17 protein-coding genes are annotated in these 17808 nt (G+C 64.1%); 8 read left to right on the top strand and 9 right to left on the bottom strand.

The window, feature by feature from the left end:
• The first annotated feature begins 37 nt into the window (after positions 1-37).
• The 7 genes from G5V57_RS04770 to G5V57_RS04740 all read left to right on the top strand — a co-directional run bounded on the left by G5V57_RS04770 (position 38) and on the right by G5V57_RS04740 (position 9011).
• Positions 38-2563 carry a fused MFS/spermidine synthase gene (locus G5V57_RS04770; protein WP_206530199.1) on the top strand — a complete coding sequence of 842 codons (2526 nt, stop codon included), beginning with the start codon at positions 38-40 and terminating at the stop codon, positions 2561-2563.
• On the top strand, positions 2560-3552 hold the full coding sequence (locus tag G5V57_RS04765; protein WP_165166432.1) for a MoxR family ATPase: 993 nt from the start codon (positions 2560-2562) through the stop codon (positions 3550-3552). Before G5V57_RS04770 ends, G5V57_RS04765 begins: the two co-directional genes overlap by 4 nt.
• A gap of 73 nt (positions 3553-3625) precedes the next feature.
• Positions 3626-4630, top strand: a complete 1005-nt coding sequence (locus tag G5V57_RS04760; protein ID WP_165166431.1) for a DUF58 domain-containing protein — start codon at positions 3626-3628, stop codon at positions 4628-4630.
• Positions 4631-4632: 2 nt separating this feature from the next.
• Positions 4633-5160: a DUF4381 domain-containing protein gene (locus tag G5V57_RS04755; RefSeq protein ID WP_165166430.1), complete on the top strand. Its 528-nt coding sequence runs from the start codon at positions 4633-4635 to the stop codon at positions 5158-5160.
• Complete coding sequence (locus tag G5V57_RS04750; RefSeq protein ID WP_165166429.1) at positions 5147-6142, top strand: VWA domain-containing protein; 996 nt, start codon at positions 5147-5149, stop codon at positions 6140-6142. The genes G5V57_RS04755 and G5V57_RS04750 overlap by 14 nt, the downstream gene beginning before the upstream one ends.
• Positions 6139-7704 carry a VWA domain-containing protein gene (locus G5V57_RS04745; RefSeq protein ID WP_165166428.1) on the top strand — a complete coding sequence of 522 codons (1566 nt, stop codon included), beginning with the start codon at positions 6139-6141 and terminating at the stop codon, positions 7702-7704. The genes G5V57_RS04750 and G5V57_RS04745 overlap by 4 nt, the downstream gene beginning before the upstream one ends.
• Positions 7701-9011 carry a BatD family protein gene (locus tag G5V57_RS04740; protein ID WP_165166427.1) on the top strand — a complete coding sequence of 437 codons (1311 nt, stop codon included), beginning with the start codon at positions 7701-7703 and terminating at the stop codon, positions 9009-9011. The genes G5V57_RS04745 and G5V57_RS04740 overlap by 4 nt, the downstream gene beginning before the upstream one ends.
• A 2-nt stretch (positions 9012-9013) precedes the next feature.
• On the opposite strand, the gene modC is transcribed toward G5V57_RS04740, so the two are convergent.
• From modC to G5V57_RS04715, 5 genes are all read right to left on the bottom strand, one after another.
• The gene (gene modC, locus G5V57_RS04735; RefSeq protein ID WP_165166426.1) at positions 9014-10102 is read right to left on the bottom strand and encodes a molybdenum ABC transporter ATP-binding protein; all 1089 of its coding nucleotides are present in this window, start codon (positions 10100-10102) and stop codon (positions 9014-9016) included.
• The gene (modB, locus tag G5V57_RS04730; protein ID WP_165166425.1) at positions 10099-10797 is read right to left on the bottom strand and encodes a molybdate ABC transporter permease subunit; all 699 of its coding nucleotides are present in this window, start codon (positions 10795-10797) and stop codon (positions 10099-10101) included. The genes modC and modB overlap by 4 nt, the downstream gene beginning before the upstream one ends.
• Positions 10798-10806: 9 nt before the next feature.
• Positions 10807-11571, bottom strand: a complete 765-nt coding sequence (modA, locus tag G5V57_RS04725; RefSeq protein WP_165166424.1) for a molybdate ABC transporter substrate-binding protein — start codon at positions 11569-11571, stop codon at positions 10807-10809.
• 162 nt (positions 11572-11733) lie between these two features.
• Positions 11734-12270 carry a hypothetical protein gene (locus G5V57_RS04720; RefSeq protein WP_165166423.1) on the bottom strand — a complete coding sequence of 179 codons (537 nt, stop codon included), beginning with the start codon at positions 12268-12270 and terminating at the stop codon, positions 11734-11736.
• Positions 12248-12454, bottom strand: a complete 207-nt coding sequence (locus G5V57_RS04715) for a molybdopterin-binding protein (RefSeq protein WP_165166422.1) — start codon at positions 12452-12454, stop codon at positions 12248-12250. Before G5V57_RS04715 ends, G5V57_RS04720 begins: the two co-directional genes overlap by 23 nt.
• A gap of 179 nt (positions 12455-12633) precedes the next feature.
• Here G5V57_RS04715 and G5V57_RS04710 point away from each other — a divergent pair, with 179 nt between their 5' ends.
• Positions 12634-12948 (top strand): hypothetical protein, encoded by a 315-nt coding sequence (locus G5V57_RS04710; protein ID WP_165166421.1) that lies wholly within the window; start codon positions 12634-12636, stop codon positions 12946-12948.
• Between the two features lie 98 nt (positions 12949-13046).
• Here G5V57_RS04710 and G5V57_RS04705 read toward each other — a convergent pair whose 3' ends face one another.
• The 4 genes from G5V57_RS04705 to G5V57_RS04690 form a co-directional block, all read right to left on the bottom strand.
• A complete protein-coding gene (locus G5V57_RS04705; RefSeq protein ID WP_165166420.1) occupies positions 13047-14732 on the bottom strand; it encodes a M23 family metallopeptidase in 1686 nt (561 codons plus the stop codon).
• A gap of 365 nt (positions 14733-15097) precedes the next feature.
• Positions 15098-16510 carry an MFS transporter gene (locus tag G5V57_RS04700; RefSeq protein ID WP_165166419.1) on the bottom strand — a complete coding sequence of 471 codons (1413 nt, stop codon included), beginning with the start codon at positions 16508-16510 and terminating at the stop codon, positions 15098-15100.
• On the bottom strand, positions 16507-16803 hold the full coding sequence (locus G5V57_RS04695) for an MFS transporter (protein ID WP_165166418.1): 297 nt from the start codon (positions 16801-16803) through the stop codon (positions 16507-16509). Before G5V57_RS04695 ends, G5V57_RS04700 begins: the two co-directional genes overlap by 4 nt.
• Positions 16800-17444 (bottom strand): metalloregulator ArsR/SmtB family transcription factor, encoded by a 645-nt coding sequence (locus tag G5V57_RS04690; protein ID WP_165166417.1) that lies wholly within the window; start codon positions 17442-17444, stop codon positions 16800-16802. Before G5V57_RS04690 ends, G5V57_RS04695 begins: the two co-directional genes overlap by 4 nt.
• Between the last annotated feature and the right edge of the window lie 364 nt (positions 17445-17808).

The following is a 17808-nucleotide window of genomic DNA, read 5'->3' as shown; positions in this document are numbered from 1 at the left end:
TGGGGCAAGATGAGTGGGTGGCGTTGGGCCGTCCGGCATGAGAGCCGCGATCGGTAACGTGAGGCGGCATCGCGCAACCGGGTTTCCTCAGGCAGCGCGTTCGAGCGCGCTGTGGCCGGCGCTGCTGCTCTTCGGCTCCGGCCTTGCCGCGCTCACTTTCCAGATCCTGTGGATCAAACAGCTTTCGCTCGTGGTCGGCATCGACATCTTCGCCGTCACGGTCGGGGTCAGCGCCTTCTTCGCCGGGCTTGCACTTGGTGGTCTTGCGCTGGGACGCCTGGCCGACCGGATCCGAAGGCCATTTCTCTTCTATGCCGGGCTCGAGACCGGCGTTGCGGTGCTGGGCGTTGCCGCGACCTGGCTGCTGGCGGCGGCGCCGCCCTGGTTCGCCGCGCTCGCGACGAATGTGGAACTACTGGCCTGGCTGATGGTCTTCGCCCTGGTCGGACTTCCCGCCTTCCTGATGGGCGGCACGCTGCCGGTGCTGGTCCGCGCCTTGACGGCGTCTGCCGCGACCATCGGCAGAAATGGCGGCGGGCTCTATGCCGCCAATACGTTCGGCGCCATTGCCGGAGCCCTGCTTTCCTCCTTCCTGTTCATCCCGAGCCTCGGCATCAAGGGCACCGGCCTTGCCGCTGCCGCCATCGGGCTCCTGGCGGCTTTGGGCGCTGTCCTCGCCGATCGCGGCGCCACGCCGTCTCCGCTCGAGACGAAGGAGGCGGCCGGTTTTTCACGCGATGCGAAACTCGCCATCGTGCTCTATGCGCTGGCGGGCGGCGTGGCGCTTGGCTACGAGATCGTCTGGTCGCAGGCGATCGTGCAGTTCATGAGCACACGCGCCTTCGCCTTCTCGGTCGTGCTCGCGACCTATCTGGCCGGCCTGGCTTTGGGGGCGGCCCTGTTTGCGCGCTGGGCCGATCGGGTCCGCGATCCCTGGGGCATCTTCGGCCTGCTCATCGCCCTTGCCGGGTTCGCCGCACTCCTCCAGATGGCCCTGCTTGGCGACTGGCTGATCGATCTCCAGACGCTTGCCGAAAGGGCGACATGGGCGCTGAGCGAGAATGACCTCGCCCGCATGAGCGCGCGCTTCGCCGTCGCCGCTCTGGCCGTCGTCTTCCTGCCGACCTTGTTCCTGGGCGCCGCTTTCCCGGCGGCGCTTCGCCTCATCGTCGCCGACGGCCATGTCGGGCAAGGGGTCGGCGCGGTGGCGGCTCTCAATACGCTGGGCGGGATTGCCGGTACCGTGCTGACCGGCTTCGTGCTGGTGCCGCAGTTGGGTCTGGTGCGCACGCTCGCGGTGCTCGCGATCACCGCGGCGGCGATCGGCCTCTTCGCTGTCCTGTGGCGGCGGCAGAACGGCCGGCTCGTGGCCGCCACGCTCGCGGCCGCCATCGCCATCTGCCTGACGGCTGCCGTCATTCCCACGGACAAGCTCGCGACGCTGCTACCCGCCGCCCGCAAGGGCAAGATCGTCTTCTATGAAGAAGGGCGGGGCGCCACGGTGGCGGTGGTCGAACAGAAAGGCGGCAAGGGGACCTTCCGGCGACTCTATATCCAGGGCGTCTCCAATACCGGCGATTCACTGCCGTCGCTGCGCTATATGCGGCTGCAGGCGCTGCTGCCGCTCATCATCCATCAAGGCGAGCCGAGATCGGCGCTGGTCGTCGGCCTCGGCACCGGGATCACCGCCGGCGCGTTGCTTACTGTGCCAAGTCTCGAGCGGCGGGTGGCGGCGGAGTTGCTGCCCAGCGTGCACCGCGCCGCCGCCAGCTTTACCGGCAATTACGGCGCGCCGCAGGATCCAAGGCTCGATATCCGCCTGCGCGACGGGCGCCGCGAGCTCCTGCAGAGCGCGGACACCTACGACCTCATTACGCTCGAACCGCCGCCACCCTCGGCGGCGGGCGTCGCCAATCTCTATTCCACCGATTTCTACCGGCTGGCGGCGACACGCCTCGCCTCCGGCGGCATGGTGGCGCAGTGGCTGCCGCTGCCCACTCAGAACGAAGACGACACCCGCTCGCTGGTGAAGAGCTTCATCGACGTCTTTCCCCATGCCACGCTGTGGACGACGGAACTGCATGAGATGCTGCTGATCGGCTCCTTCGAGCCGATGCGGCTCGATCTCGCGACGATCACGCGGCGGTTCAATGAACCGGAGATTCGCGCTGCGCTCGCCGAGGTTGGGATATCGTCGCCGGCGGCGCTGCTTGCCACCTGGATCAGCGACCGTGACGGGCTTATCCGCTTCGCCGGTTCGGCACCCGCCGTCACCGACGACCGACCGCGCATCGAATATGCACCCTGGGTCAGGCCCGATGCCTTCGTGCTTGTTCTGATCGAGCTCTTCGCACTGCGCCGTGATCCGCCGGTCATCGGCGGCGATGCTGTGTTCCAGGCCGAGATGCGGCGCGAGCGCGATCTCCTCGATACATTCTACCAGGCCGGCGTCTACGCCTATATCGGCGATCGTCGGGGCTGGCAGAGCCAGATGGACAAGATCACCGCAGCCCGAAGCAGCAACGCCTATTATGAATGGTTCACCAGCGGAGAGGGGCAATGACGGCACGTGACGACATCGTCGAGCTGGGCAAGCGCATCAACCAGTTGATCATCGGCCAGGAAGGCATGGTCGAGCGCCTTTTGCTCGGGCTCCTGAGCGACGGACATCTGCTGGTCGAAGGGCTTCCCGGCCTCGCCAAGACCAGGGCGATCAAGAGCCTCGCCAAGAATCTCGACGCCAAGCTGTCGCGAGTGCAGTTTACCCCGGATCTTCTGCCTGCCGACATCACAGGCTCGGAGGTCTATTTCAGCGAAGGCGGAAAGGGTGAATTCAAGTTCCAGCCGGGGCCGATCTTCGCCAATCTCATCCTGGCGGACGAGATCAACCGCGCGCCTGCCAAAGTGCAGTCGGCCCTGCTCGAGGCGATGGAGGAGCGCCAGGTGACGGTGGGTGGCGAAAGCCACGGCCTGCCCCAGCTCTTCCTCGTCATGGCGACGCAGAATCCCATCGAGCAGGAAGGCACCTATCCGTTGCCCGAGGCGCAGCTCGACCGGTTTCTCATGCATGTGCAAGTGGACTATCCGGCGCGCGCGGCGGAAGCGGCGATCATGCGGCTTGTGCGCGGCGAGGAGAACGAGAGCGAGAACCAGAGCAAGAGCGGAGGCAACAAGAAAGCGGCGCCGGCAAAGCTCGATCCCAAGACGATATTCGCGGCACGCCAGGAGATCGGGAAGATTACGATCGCCGAACCGGTCGAGAATTATATCGTGGCCCTGGTCTATGCCACGCGCGAACCCGAGAAGCTTGACAAGGATCTGGGCCAATGGATCCAGGTCGGGGTCAGCCCGCGCGGTTCGATCGGCCTCGACAAGGTGGCCCGCGCCAAGGCCTGGCTCTCGGGCCGCGATTACGTAAGTCCCGACGATGTGAAGGCGGTAGTGCATGATGTGTTCCGCCACCGCCTCATCCTCTCTTATGAGGCGCATGCGGCGGGGGTAAGTGCAGACCAGGCGATCGACCGCGTCGTCGAGCTGGTGGCGGTTGCCTAGCGCGGGATGCGAAAAAGTGGACACCGGTTTTTCGCAACAATCCCGCGCCAGATTGATTGAATCGGAGGCATGAATGGGCTTCTCCCTGGCGGCACTCGGACGAGCGAAGGGTGTTCAGCTGCGGCGTGCCGAAACGCCCGTCGCCGACAAGGGCGTCCATGTGACGGTCGAGAGCCTCGTGGCGCTCGAAGCCCAGGCCCGTGACTTCAGTTTCCTCCGCAAGCAGCCGGTGCATCGTTTGCTCGCCGGCCGTCACGCCTCGCAGATGCGCGGACGCGGTCTCGCCTTCGAGGAGCTGCGCAACTATCTGCCGGGAGACGATATCCGCACCATCGACTGGCGGGTGACGGCGCGCACCGGCAAGCCTTTCGTCCGTGTCTATGACGAGGAGAAGGATCGTCCGGCGCTGATCGTCGTCGACCAGCGCCTCAACATGTTCTTCGGCAGCCGCCTGAACATGAAATCCGTCACCGCGGCCGAGGCGGCGGCGCTGTCGGCCTGGCGGGTGATGACGCTCGGCGACCGGGTCGGCGGTTTCATTTTCAACGACAACCGAATAGAGGAGCTGAAGCCGCAGCGCAGCCGGACCGCGGTGATCGGGCTCGCCACGGCGATCGCCCGGCAGAATGCGAAGCTGAACGCGGACTCGACCGAACTGCGCGGGACCGAGCAGCTCGACCGCGTGCTCGAAGCCGTCGCCAATGTCGCGCAGCATGATCACCTGGTGGTCATCATCAGCGATTTCGAGGGCCATGGGCCGCGCACCCGCGATATTCTGCTGCGGCTCACCGTGAGCAACGACGTGGTCGCGATGCTCGTCTACGACCCTTTCATGCTCGAGCTGCCGCAGTCGGGCGATATCGTCGTTTCGGGCGGCAGCCTGCAGGCGGAACTCGCCATGGCCCACGGCAAGGTGAGGAGTGGCATCACCGATTTTGCCAGGCGTCATGGCGAGGAATTGCTCGCCTGGCAGCAGGAGCTCGGGCTGCCGATGCTGCTCGTCTCGACGGCGGAAGAGACCGCACCGCAACTGCGTCGCACGCTCGGCCAATTGGCCTGGCGGCAGCGCCGGCGCTGAACATGGAGCAGACCGCGCCCGGACCCGATCCCCTCACCCGGCTGGCGCTGGAGAAGCTGAACGACATCGTCTTGCCGGAACCCATCTCGTGGATGCCGCAGACCTGGGGCTGGCTGGCTCTGGCATTCCTTCTTCTGCTGCTGATCGCCTGGACGCTGTTGCGCCGGCACCGGCGCTATGTGGCCAATCGATATCGCCGCGAGGCGTTGGCGGAGCTCGCCCGTCTCGAGACGACGCTCAGCGGTGATCATGGCCGCGCCGAGGCGGTCGCGGGCATCGCCGAGCTTCTGAAGCGTGTGGCGCTCAGGGCCTGGCCGCGCACCGCCACGGCGTCGCTCAGCGGCAAAGCCTGGGTCGATTTCCTGAAGCAGAATGATGGTGGTGAGCTCTCCGCTCCCCCGGCATCGCGGCTCCTCGATGACCTGGAATATCACGCGCCCGGCGATCTTTCCGCCATCGCCGAAAGCGACGCGAGGCGCTTCGCCGCCGCGGCGCGCCGCTGGATCGAGAGGCATCATGTATCAGCTTGACCAGCCCTGGCTCCTTGCCGTTCTGCCGCTACCGATCCTCGTGTGGTGGCTGGTGCCCGCCTATCGCAAGACGGTCGCGGCGTTGCGCATCCCGTTCTTCGATGAGGTTGCGGAAGCGGCCGGGGTGAAACCGACGGAAGGTTCGATAGTTCCACGGCGCAACTGGGCGCAGCGTCTGCTGGCGCCACTCTGCTGGCTGCTTATCGTGCTTGCGCTGGCGCGGCCGCAATATGTCGAGCCGCCGATCACCAAAACCGAGCCGCAACGCGACCTGATGCTGGCGCTCGATCTTTCGCAATCCATGGATACGCGCGACTTCCGCGATCCCGCCGGGCAAACGGAGACAAGGGTCGCCGCTGTGAAGCAAGTGGTCGGCGATTTCATCAAGAAGCGGCAAGGCGACCGCCTGGGTCTCATCGCCTTCGGCGATGCGCCTTATCCGCTGGTGCCTTTCACTCTCGATCATGCGACGGTCCAGTTGATGGTCGAGGAAGCGCTGCCCGGCATGGCGGGGCCGCGCACCGCGCTCGGCGATTCCATCGGTCTGGCGATCAAGATGTTCGCCGACAGCAAGGCGCCGGAGAAGGTGCTCATCCTGCTCACCGACGGCAATGACACGGCAAGCCGCATGCCGCCCGACCGCGCCGCCGACATCGCCACGCAGAACGGGATCGTGATCCACACGGTCGGCATCGGTGATCCGGACGCAACGGGTGAGGAAAAGCTCGATGTGGCGGGCCTGCAGAAAATCTCGGTGGCGACCGGCGGGCGCTATTTCTTCGGCCAGGACCAGACACAGCTTGCCCAGATCTACACGACGCTCGACGAGATCACGCCCGCCAATCAGGAGACTTTATCCTGGCGCCCGGTCATCGAGCTCTTTCATTATCCGCTCGGTGCGGCCGTCCTGCTGGTGCTTCTCTATCATCTGCTTGCTTGGCTCGGCGCGAGCCTCGGGGAGCGGGCGAGGGCGGCGCCATGATCGGCGATTTTCATTTCCTCAGGCCGTGGTGGCTCATTGTCATTCCCGCCGCGTTGGTGCTTGTGTTGCTGATCAGCCGGCGTGGCGATGCGCGCACGCGCTGGAAGGACATGATCGCGCCGCATCTGCTCGATCGTCTCCTGATCGACCGTGAGAGCGGACGGGGCTGGCAGCCGGTGCATTTCATCGCGCTTTTCCTGGCGCTCGGCGCCATTGCCGCGGCAGGCCCGACCTGGCAGCGCCAGCGGCCACCCTTCGTCGAAGACAAGGCGCCGCTTGCGCTGGTCATCGATCTGTCGCCGACGATGGATGCGATCGACATCACCCCCTCGCGCCTCGAACGGGTCAAGCTCAAGGTGCAGGACATCCTGAAACGGCGCCCGGGTGCCCGCACCGCCGTGTTCGTATATGCCGGCAGCGCCCATATGGTACTGCCGCTCACCGAGGATGCCGGCCTCGTCAATACCTATGTGGCCGCGCTCCAGACCCGCATCATGCCGGTGGCCGGCAAGGACACGGCGAAAGCTCTGAAAGTCGCCGAACAGGGATTGGCGCGCGAAGACGTGCCGGGCACCATGTTGTTCCTCACCGATGGCGTGGAGCCCGGAGCGCTCGACGCCTTCAAGCGTCAGGGCGGCAACAATGAAATCATGATCCTGGGTGTCGGCACCGCCGAAGGCGGACCGGTAAAGACCGGCGAAGGACAATATCTCTCCGATGCGGGGGGGCGCATATTGGCCAAGCTCGATGTCGAGCAATTGCGCCGTTTCGGACGCGACACCGGAATTGCGGTCGCCACGATCACGCCGGACGACAGCGACATACGCTGGATCACGCAGCGCATCCGCACGCATCTTGAAGCGAAACTGGCGGAAGGCCAGACACATTGGCGCGATGCCGGCTGGTGGCTGACCATCCCCATCGCCGGCTTCGGCGCTTTCTGGTTCCGTCGCGGCTGGTCGGTGCAATGGGCCGTGACGGCCTTGCTCGCCGGCGGCCTGCTTCTCCCCGGTAGGGCACAGGCCGCCGATATCGATTTCATCGGCATGTGGCTGACGCCGGATCAGCAGGGCAGGCTCGCCTTCGAGAAGGGCGACTATGAAAAGGCGGCGGCGCATTTCGCCGATCCGATGTGGCGCGGCGTGGCGCTCTACCGTGCCGGACATTTCGCCGAGGCGGTCGATGCCTTCGCGCAAGTGAGAAGCGCCGAGAGCGCCTATAATCAGGGCAATACGCTCGCTCATCTCGACCGGCTCGACGATGCGGCGGCGAGTTATCGGGAAGCTCTGAAATCACGCCCCGACTGGCCCGAGGCGAAAGCCAATCTGGCGCTGGTCGAGAAGATCATCGCCGATCGCAAGGAGGAAGAGAAGGAGCAGGAACAAGGCCCTAATCTCAAGCCCGACTCGGTCCAGTTTGACAACAAGGGCAGCAAGGGCGAGGCCGGCAAGGTCGATCTCGCCCAGCAGACGGCCGAGATGTGGATGCGCAATATTCAAGTCACGCCCACCGATCTCCTGGCGCGTAAATTCGCCATCGAGGCAGAGGGGACGAAGCCATGATGCGGCGCCTGTTTGCTGTTCTGCTGTTCCTGCTCGCGGCGGTAGGCGCGTTGCGTGCCGGCGAACCTCTAGCGCGCGTCGAACTATTGACCAAGCCGCCGATCGTTCCCGGCCAGCAGGTGCAGATCCAGGTCGATGTGCTGGTGCCCAACTTCTTCCTGTCCGCACCGAAATTCCCTGTCTTCGATCTGCCCAATGCCATCGTCACCCTGCCCGATACGGGGGCGGTCAATCTGGTCGAGACAATTGGTGGTGAGAGCTATGCCGGCATACGCCGGACCTATCTGGTGACGCCGCAGGCCGCGGGCGAGTTCACCTTGCCTCAGACTCGCATCACCTTCAGCTACGCGGCGGTTCCCGGTCAGACGAGCGAGGGTTCGGTGACACTGTCTCCGCTGACCTTCATGGTCGCGGGCGCGCCGGCGGGCGGGGGCGCCGCTGCGGCAAAAATCACGGTGACGCAGGATCTCGACCGCGATCCGAAAGGCCTGAAAGCCGGCGACACACTGGTGCGCACGATCACCATCCAGGCCCAGGGCATGCAGGCGATGATGATCCCGGTGCCGCAATTCGAGGTACCCGACGGCGTGCGCCTCTATCCGCATGATCCTGTGCTCAGCGACAATCAGGATCAGCGCAATGGTCCGGTCGGTGGCAAGCGGGTCGACCGCGTGACCTACGCTTTCGAGAAGGAGGGCAGCTATCAACTGCCGGCCATCGAGATCGGCTGGTACGATCCTGCAACCCAAAAGCACGAAGTGGCCAAGGCGCCCGAGGTCACGGTGACGGTTGCCGCCCAGCCGGGCTTCACGCCGGCTATCAAGCCGCCCGATATCACGGAAGAGGCGGCACCGAAACGGCCAGTTCCATGGCTGGCCTTGGCCTGGGGCGCCGCCGGCCTTGCCGCGCTTGGTCTTCTCCTCTGGATCGTGCCGCTCCTTTGGGCCGGTGTCGGCCGATGGCGTCAGGCGCGCCGCCGGCGCTACCAACAGTCCGAGGCTTACGCATTCCAGCAACTCGTCGCCGCCTGCCGGGGCGGCGAGAGCACGGCTGTCTATGCAGCGCTCCAGTCCTGGGCGGGCCGCGTCAAGGCTGCGCCCCTGCGCGACTGGCTGCGCAGCGGCGGCGACGGCGCCGTGCTTTCTGAATATGAGCGGCTCGAAAGCGTGCTCTTCGCCGCGCGGCCAGGGAGCGGATCCTATGACGCGGGCAAGCTTCTTTCGGGCATCACGGAAGCGCGCCGCAAATGGCTGGCGCGCCAGGCAGAGGTCTCGGTTCCCGCCGCTCTGCCGCCGCTCAATCCCTAGTTCTAGGGCGTCGCCATCAGCCGGTCGTCGATCGAAACGGACTTGATCAGGCAATAGACGTGATCGCCTTCGCCGAGACCCAACTCGTCAACCGCCTTGCGGGTCACCGCGGCGGCCAGAATCTCGCCGCCGATCAGTTCGATCTCGACCATGACCACCGCGCCCAGCGGCTCGGAAATCGCCGAGATTTTGCCGCGCATGGCCGTCCTTATGCTCAGTTCGCGCGGCTTCGACAGTGCGATGGTCACGTCGGTAGCGCGGATAAGCACGCGGATCGGTCCGTCCTGGGGAATGAGGCGTCCCGCCAGCGTGATCTTGCCTGCCGGGTGGCTCACCTGGGTGAGCTGATAGTCGGCGTCATATGATGGTTGGCTGGTGCTAAGAATCGAGACGCGGGCGAAGCGGTCGTCTCCGGGACCGGCCTTGGGGCTCAGGACCTGCTGCGGCGGCCCGTCGCTCTTCACCTGACCCCCGGCCATCAGAATCACCCGGTCGGCAAGACGCGCCACTTCCTCGATCGCATGCGAGACATAGAGGATCGGCAAATCGAGTTCGTCGCGCAGCCGCTGGATATAGGGAATGATCTCGCGCTTGCGGTCGATGTCGAGGGCGGCGAGCGGCTCGTCCATCAACAGGATTTGGGGGGAGGCGAGAAGCGCCCGGCCGATGGCGACACGCTGGCGTTCGCCGCCCGACAGCGTCGTCGGGCGCCGCTCGAGAAGGGCCGCGATGCCGAGGAGCTCGGTGACCTGATCGAGGGTGATGCCGTTCGGCTCCGCCTTCGTGAACCAGCGGCCATAGAGAAGATTCTGTCTGACGCTCAGATGCGGAAAGAGGAGGGCGTCCTGGAACACATAGCCGATGCGGCGGCGATGCGGCGGCAGGAATATTCGGGCGCCCGTGTCGGTGAAGACCGTCCCGTTGACCGAGATGCGGCCGCGGTCCGGCTTGAGCAGCCCGGCGACGAGGTGGAGCACGGTGGATTTGCCGGCCCCCGATTCGCCGAAAAGCGCTGTGATGCCCTGGCCGGCGTCGAATTTCACGGCGAGGGTAAAGCCCGGGCGCGCCAGAACGACGTCGATCTCGATCATGAGAAGCTCGCCACCTGGCGATTGAGGCGGCGCGCCAGCACTTCCGAGGCGACGAGGGCCAAAAGCGAGATGACGATCGACACGGCGGTGAGGCGCAGCGCATTGGCATCGCCCCCCGGCACTTGCGTGAAGGTGTAGATCGCCGCCGGAATGGTCCGGGTCTCGCCCGGTATGTTGGAGACGAAGGTGATCGTCGCGCCGAATTCGCCGAGCGCCTTGGCGAAGCTCAGAATGCTGCCCGCCAGTATGCCGGGGAGCGCCAAGGGCAAGGTCACGGTGGCGAAAACGAAGAGGGGCCGGGCGCCGAGCGTGCCGGCCGCCTGCTCCAGTCTGCGGTCCAGGCTTTCAAGGGTGAGGCGGATGGCGCGCACCATCAAGGGCAAGCCCATTACGGCGGCGGCAAGGGCCGCGCCCGTCCAGCGGAAGGAAAAGACCAGGCCGCAGCACTGATCGAGAAAGGCGCCGATCGGGCCTTTGCGGCCGAAGGAGAGGAGCAGGAGATAGCCGGTGACCACCGGCGGCATCACCAGCGGCAGATGGATGAGACCGTCGAGCAAGGTGCGGCCGGGAAAGCGGCAACGCGCCAGGATATAGGCAAGGACCAGGCCCACCGGCAAAGAGGCGAGCGTCGCGACGCTCGCCACTCTGAGACTCAAAAGGATGGCGGTCCAATCCTCGTCGGAGAGGCCCGTCATCAACAGCACTCACTTGAGGATGGTGAAGCCCTGCGCGGTAAAGATCTCTTGCGCCTTGGGGGAGGAGAGATAGCTGACAAAAGCTTCGGCATCCGGGTTCTTGGAGGAAACAATCACAGCCGCAGGATAAACGATGGGAGCATGCGAGTCCTGAGGAAAAACGCCGACCACCTCGACCTCTTTCTCGGCCTTGGCGTCGGTTGCATAGACGATGCCGAGCTTGGCCTCGCCGCGGGCGACGAGCGCCAGAGCGGCGCGGACATTCTCGCTCTCCGCCAGGCTCTTCTCGACCGAAGCCCACAGGCCGAGCTTCTCGAGCGCCGTCTTGGCATATTTGCCGGCCGGCACCGCCTTCACATCGCCGACCGCGAGCTTCCCACCGGCCAGCGCGCCGGCCAGATCGGCGCCTTCCTTCAGTTCGAGCTTGAGGCCGGAATCCTTGGCGGCGACGAGCACCAGCGCGTTGCCGAGCAGCTCCTTGCGCGTGTCGGCCTTGATGAGCTTCTTCTCCTTCAGATAGTTCATCCAGTCGAGATCGGCCGAGATGAAGACATCCGCGGGCGCACCTTGCTCGATCTGCTTGGCGAGCGCGGAGGAGGCGGCATAGGTGTTCTTCGTTTCCTTGCCGGCTTCCGCCTTCCAGGCTTCCGACACGGCGTCGAGCGCGTTCTTGAGGCTGGCGGCGGCGAAGATATTCACCGCTTCCGCCGAAGCGTGGCCCGCTAAACCGACAAGGATGGCGGCGCTGAGCAGTATTCTACGAATGGCGTGCATGGTTCCCTCGTTACTTGACTTCATTATATCCAACTGAATATAACGAAGTCCGGGAAGCCGCAAGATATCCTCCCCTCCCTTCCGGGCATGTCTTCGCCAAAGCGGCTCGATCCGGAGGCTTCGGCGCGTGATCCTTGTGGTCACGCGCCATTTTCTCCAGCCCTATTCCACCTTCCGGATCGCGACCTTGATCGTGGGCGCCGAGGCGCCAGACAACTGCAGGATAAGCGGCGCATCAGTGAATTCGAAGCGGACGCTCTTGCGCAAATCCGGGCAGTCACGGACCCCCGAAAATTCTCCGGAAGGCCGATAGGCGCCCGCCTGAACGATGTCGATCCAAGCCTCGTCCGACAGCGTCACCTGATAGCGGCCGGGCTTTGTCACCTTCGTGAAGTTGAGCAGGGCGCCCAAGGTCTTGTCGGGCTTTGGCTTGCCTTCGGGCGGAAGCGCGAAGGTGATCTCGGCCATAGGCCTGAGCGCCAGGGTCAACGCACCTTCGGAAAGCTGACTGACGGCCGCGCCCGAGGCATATGCCTTCAGATCGCTCACGGCATCGAACCAGGATTTCTCGACACTGAGCGGCCACTTGAATTTTCCGCAAGCCGCCGTGTCCTCGGCCGCCACCGGGTTCGCCAGGATGAAAAGTAGGGCAGCCGCGCCGGCAAGCCGGCAAGGATCAATCCACCGCGACCATGACATCGGAGGCCTTGATGACGGCATAGGCGGTCATCCCCTTCTTCAGTCCAAGGTCGGCTACCGCTTCGTTGGTGATCGAAGAGGTCACCATATTACCGCCGACGTCGAGGCGGACATGCGACGTCACCGCGCCCTTGCTGATTTCGACGACGGTGCCTTTGAGGACATTGCGCGCGCTCAGTTTCATGTGCAGAGTCTCCTTCGCCAGCTCGTTGTTGCGCTGTATCTCGATTAGCATAACGCTTGCTGCGCATAAGTGGCAATGTTTGGCTTTTCGGTCCTTGACCGAATCGTGCGTTGGAACCCAGATGAACTCACAGCGTTGGGCTCATGCATCGAGCCCTGCTGATCAGAAGGAAACGTCAAATGGCTAGACGTGTCGTGAACAAGAAAGCCGCGAAGAAGGCAAAGAAGGCCGCCAAACGGCCGGCGAAGAAAGCGGTCAAGAAGCGCGTAGTCCGGAAGGCAAGCAAAGCGGCGAAGGCGGCGAGGCCGGCCAAGAAGGCCGTTAAGAAGAAGGCCGCCAAGAAGAAGTCGGCGAGTAGCGTCAGAAGGGCCGTCAGCAAAGCGGTGAGCGGAATCAAGCGCATCGTCGCGGCGCCGGTCGCGGCTGTGACTGCCGCCGTAGCGCCCAGCACAGCCGAACCCAAACCGGAAGGCGGAGATTCGGGATCCAACTGATCTCAGTCCAACTATGGAAAAGCAAACGGCCGGACATGAAAGTCCGGCCGTTTGCTTTTGGGTGGGCTGTGATGTGACCGGGGCCGGATCCCGATGGCTTATTGCTGAACCTGGGCGACGCGGGTGCCGGTCGGGGCCACCTTCATCATGGCGATAATGCGGGACTTGAGCGCCTTGAAGGTCTTCATATCCTTGTCGGCAAGCTGGCGGCCGCCCGACGCCTTGATGCGGGTCGGATTGACGGGGCGGTCGTTCATGCGGACTTCGTAATGCAGATGCGGGCCGGTCGAACGGCCGGTCGAGCCGACATAGCCGATCACCTGGCCCTGACGCACATTGCCGCCCGCACGGATGCCATCGGCGAGACGGCTCATATGGGCATAAAGCGTCTCGTATTTGCCGTTGTGCTTGAGTTTGACGGCGATGCCATAAGCGCCGAAGCGGCCGGCAACTTCGATCTTGCCATTGCCGGCGGCGCGGATCGGCGTGCCGTAGGGGGCGCCGAAGTCGATGCCGGTGTGCATCTTGTTATAGCCGAGCAGCGGATGGCGGCGCATGCCGAAGCCCGAGGTCAGCTTGAAACCGGAGACCGGCGTCTTGAGCAGCGACTTGGTGGCTGAGCGGCCCTGCTCGTCATAATAGTCGGTCTGCCCTTCGGCATCGGTGAAGCGGTAATAGGTCTTGGTCTTGCCGCCCAGAGTGAGCTGGGCATAGTGCAGAACCTTGCGCTTCTTGGACGAGCCGGTGAGCGGGTTGCCGTAAAAGACCTCGAATGAGTCGGAAGCCTTCACCTGGCGCTGGAAGTCGACGTCGTAGGCGAAGACGCGCGTCAGCTCGGCGGTTATGTAATCTGGAACCTTGTAGTCCTTGGCGGTGGCATAGAGGCTCGAGCCGACCCGCGCTTTGGTGCGGAAATGATCGTAATTGGCATAGCGGGAGGCCGTGCCTTCCTTCTCGCCGTCGATGCGGGCGACGAAATGGCCGTCTTCGTCGGCTTCGACGAGGATATTCTCGGTCGGGCCCGGCCTGAAGGCGAGCCGCACGGGGAAGATCACATAGCGGCCATAGAAGTCCTGCTGCTGCTCGAGGGTCAACTCGAACTCGGTGCCATCCTTGAATTGCTTGGTCGGGAAAACCGGCTCGATCGAAGCGACGAGCGCCTGCGCCGCTTCACGCGTGACGCCGCGACTCACGATCTCGTCGACAAGCGTGCTCCCGGCGGCCAGGCGGATCGTTTCGTCGACCGGTTCCGGCGGAGGCGTCTTGGATATGGTGGTGATGTTTTCGGCATTGACCGAGGCGACCGCGAGTTCGGCGTCGAGCACGACGGTGCGCCCGCCGCCATAGGGCAGGTCACCGGCGCTGATGCCCGGATAAACAGCTTCGCCGGTCACACCGCGCTGGGGAACGACGAATTCGCCCGAGACCTCGGGCGTCTCGTCGTCTTCGTCGAAGAACGACTCGCCGAAGGGCCTCAGAGTGACGGATTCGAGAAAGCCGCTGCTCGCCATGTTGCTGCGCTGCGCTTCGCGCGTGCTGATCGAAGCCATGGCGTCATTGGAATAACCGGTAGAGCCGACAAAGCCCAATATGGCCGCGCCGACAACCAAAGTTCCGGCAATGCCGGCGATGCACGTGGTCAGGAGCCAATGAGAGGTACGGGTGGGCTCGGCGGCAAAGGGATCATCGAAATCGGTGTCGAATTGCTCGACATGCACGGGCTGGCTGGCGCCGTTCACCGCGACCGGCAGATTCCCGGTTTTTCTATACCCTCGCGCGATCAAACCCGCTTCCCCTAATCGTGTGCCGTTCGCTATCGCCGGCCAGTTGAACCTTCTGCACCGACCCGCTTCGGTGCCCGAAATTGTTTCTACGACTTAGTCGCGCCTTGGCTGCCTCCGGGCCTCACCCCTGGATGCAACAGGCAGAATTTGCCTTTCCGATTTGCCCAAGTCAACCGCCTTTAACGATGCTCCACGTCAAAGACTTCAATTAACCCATGGGCTTAGGCACTTTTCCGATTAAAGATTGTGACAAGATACAGTTTCCGAAGTCTTAATTCCGCTACGCCGTATCTGACCCCGAAGATGGCAAAACTGGTGACAAAAAATGGCAAGAAAAGGGCGGTACGTAAATTTGAATAAAGTTTTCAGCCTCTTGCGGTTTTCCAGCCGGCGAGACAGCCGACCGCGGCGAGGGGAAGAAAGGCAATGAAAAGCCAGGAGGCCGCTCCCTGGGCGGTTTCGGCGGAGAGGCCATGGGCGAATCCGCCGGCATTGGCGATGATTCCGGCAATGGCGGCCCCTACCGCATAACCCATGCGCTGCATGGTCGGCACCGCCGAGGAGGCGATGGTCTTTTCACCCGGCAGCGAGGCATCGACGATCATACGGGTGACGAATGGCCAGGCCATGCCGAAGCCGCCACCCTGCAAGATGGCGCAGAAGAGGATGAGGGGCAGAGAGCCGGCCGGCACCGCATAGGCGAATCCCACAACGCCGCCGGCGATCATCAGAGCGCCCAGCATGACGACGCGGCCTTCGCGCTCGGGCCGCGTGTTGGCGACGAGGATGGAGAGCACCGACCAGGCGATCGATTCGGACGCGATGATATAGCCCGAGGTAAGCAACGGCACGCCGTGAAGCTGCGTCAGAATCAGGGGCGCATAAAGGCCGAAGGAGCAGGTCGCCACCGAGAAGGCGCCGATCATCGTCATGCCGGTGCCGACCGGCGACCGCCAGTTGAAGGGACGCGACGGGAATAGGCGCGATTCGGGCCGGCGCGAATCGAGCACGAAGACGAGGCCGATTCCGATAAGGCCCGAGATCAGGAACAGCGACGAGCGCAGAGGTGCGATAGCGAGCCCTGCCATCGCGATGAGGATGACGCTCACGGCGAGACAGGCCAGCACCTCGAAGGGAAAGGCGGGCGGCTTTCCCGCAGCCACCGGGGCAACTTCGCCAGCAGCCCGCATGCGCAGCACGATCAGCGAGGCCACCGCCATCGCTAGGCCGCCGACCGCCGATACGCCGAAGGCCCAGCGCCAGTTTATATATTCGGCGGCGAGCGCCCCGAGCATGGGGCCGGAGAAGGCCGACACGCCCCAGATGACCGACATGATGGCAAAGAGCTGCGGCCAGATATCGCGGGAAAAAAGCCGCTCGACCGAGACGAAGGCGAGCGCCACCAGCCCGCCGCCGCCGAAGCCCTCGAGCAGCCGGCCGACCAGGAACCATTGCATCGAGGTGGCCAGCGCGCAGACGACGCAGCCCACCATGAAGAGGAGTGCCGCGATCACCAGATTGGCGCGCAGCGAGACGAAGGAAACGAGCCTGCCGGTCGCCGCACCCGCCACGATGGAGCCGATCTCATAGATGGCGAATGACCAGCCCACATATTGGACGCCTTCGATCTCGCGCAGCATCGCCGGCATCACGGTCATCACCATCGTCTCGTTGGTGGCATGCAGCATGATGCCGAGGCTGATGAAACAGAAACGGGCGAGATCGCCGCTTCTCCACAATTGCAGCCAGTCGACGCGTGCGTTCGTCGTTTCGGTCATTTTTGTGCCTCTTTCAAGGAAGTAACGAGGGTCTGTGGCTCGCGCCCGAGGCCGAACGCCCAGAGCATCATGACGGCGAGAGCGCTGAACGCGCCGCAGATCAGCCACAGCGCATGGCCGCCCGCCGCCGAATAGATCCAGGTGCCGAGCAGGGGCGAGGCGATCTGTGAGATCGAGAAGATCGAATGATAGGCGCCGAGATAGGTGCCGCCGGATTTTTGCTCCGCCGCGCGCATGGCGAGCTTCATGTGGAAGAGCTGCGCGGTCTGGCGGGAAATCGTCTCAACCGTCATCGGTGCGGCGCCAAAGGCGCGATCACATAGGCGCAGCGCCGCGCACCGGCGAGGATGTGCTCGGCGCGCTGGACCGCCACATCCGGCCCCAGGGCTGTGCGGAAGACGGCGAGTTCGGAACGGCAGAAACCCTGGCAGGCGCGCGCCGCGGCGCAGATCGGGCAGTGATTCTCGACGAGGAGGAAGGTGCCGTCGGTGAGCGCCTGCCAATCGGCCATATAACCCTCCTCGCTGCGCAGTTCGGCGAGCTTCGCGACCTTGTCGGCCGTCCCGGCGAGGCCTGAGAGCGCGGCCCGGTAGCGCCTCTCCGTCTCGCTCTCGCGATTGGCGATGACGCGGTCGAGGCCGCTTTCGCCGAAAATGGCGCGCACCGCGCCGATCATCTCAAGGGTCAGGACCGAATGAGTGTCGGGAAAGCGCTTCTCGGCCAGAGGGGTAAGGTGCCAGGTGCGTTTCGGGCGGCCGACCTTGCCGGTCTCGTCGGAAAAGCCGACCAGATCCACCCGAACGAGCGCTTGGAGGTGCTTGCGGGCGCCCGGAAGCGTGATTTCGAGGTGGCGGGCGACCGAATCCGTGCTTTGCGGCCCGCGAAACTTGAGAAACCGCAGGATCTGGCCCTCGCGAGCACCCTCGTCTTGCATCTACAAGCCCCCGTAGCCATATAAAGATACCAATTGGTTATCAAATTATCAGGCGGCTGTGGATAAGTCCAGAGAGCAAAAAAAGCCCCGTAAATGGGGCTAAGTCGAGCGTCCTGAGGAAGTTTGAAAATTCTGCGACAGGGCGCTTGACACCTGAGGCCAGCCGCCCATATAACGCCCGTCACTGAACGGGGCGAGCGCTGCTCGACAGCGCTACGCTCCTTGATGCATCCCGATGCAGCTGATGAATAGGCTGGCGCCTCTTGAAAGGGTCCAGTTTTTCTTCTCGTCTGCGGCGGAATGCCGGAGGATGAAAGTCCTCCCCGCTCTTTGAAATCGTAGAAGAAAGAAAGAGAAACGCAGG

It is taken from the genome of Nordella sp. HKS 07, assembly GCF_011046735.1.
Lineage (GTDB): Bacteria > Pseudomonadota > Alphaproteobacteria > Rhizobiales > Aestuariivirgaceae > Taklimakanibacter.
This window is presented reverse-complemented; position numbering and strand designations above follow the sequence as displayed.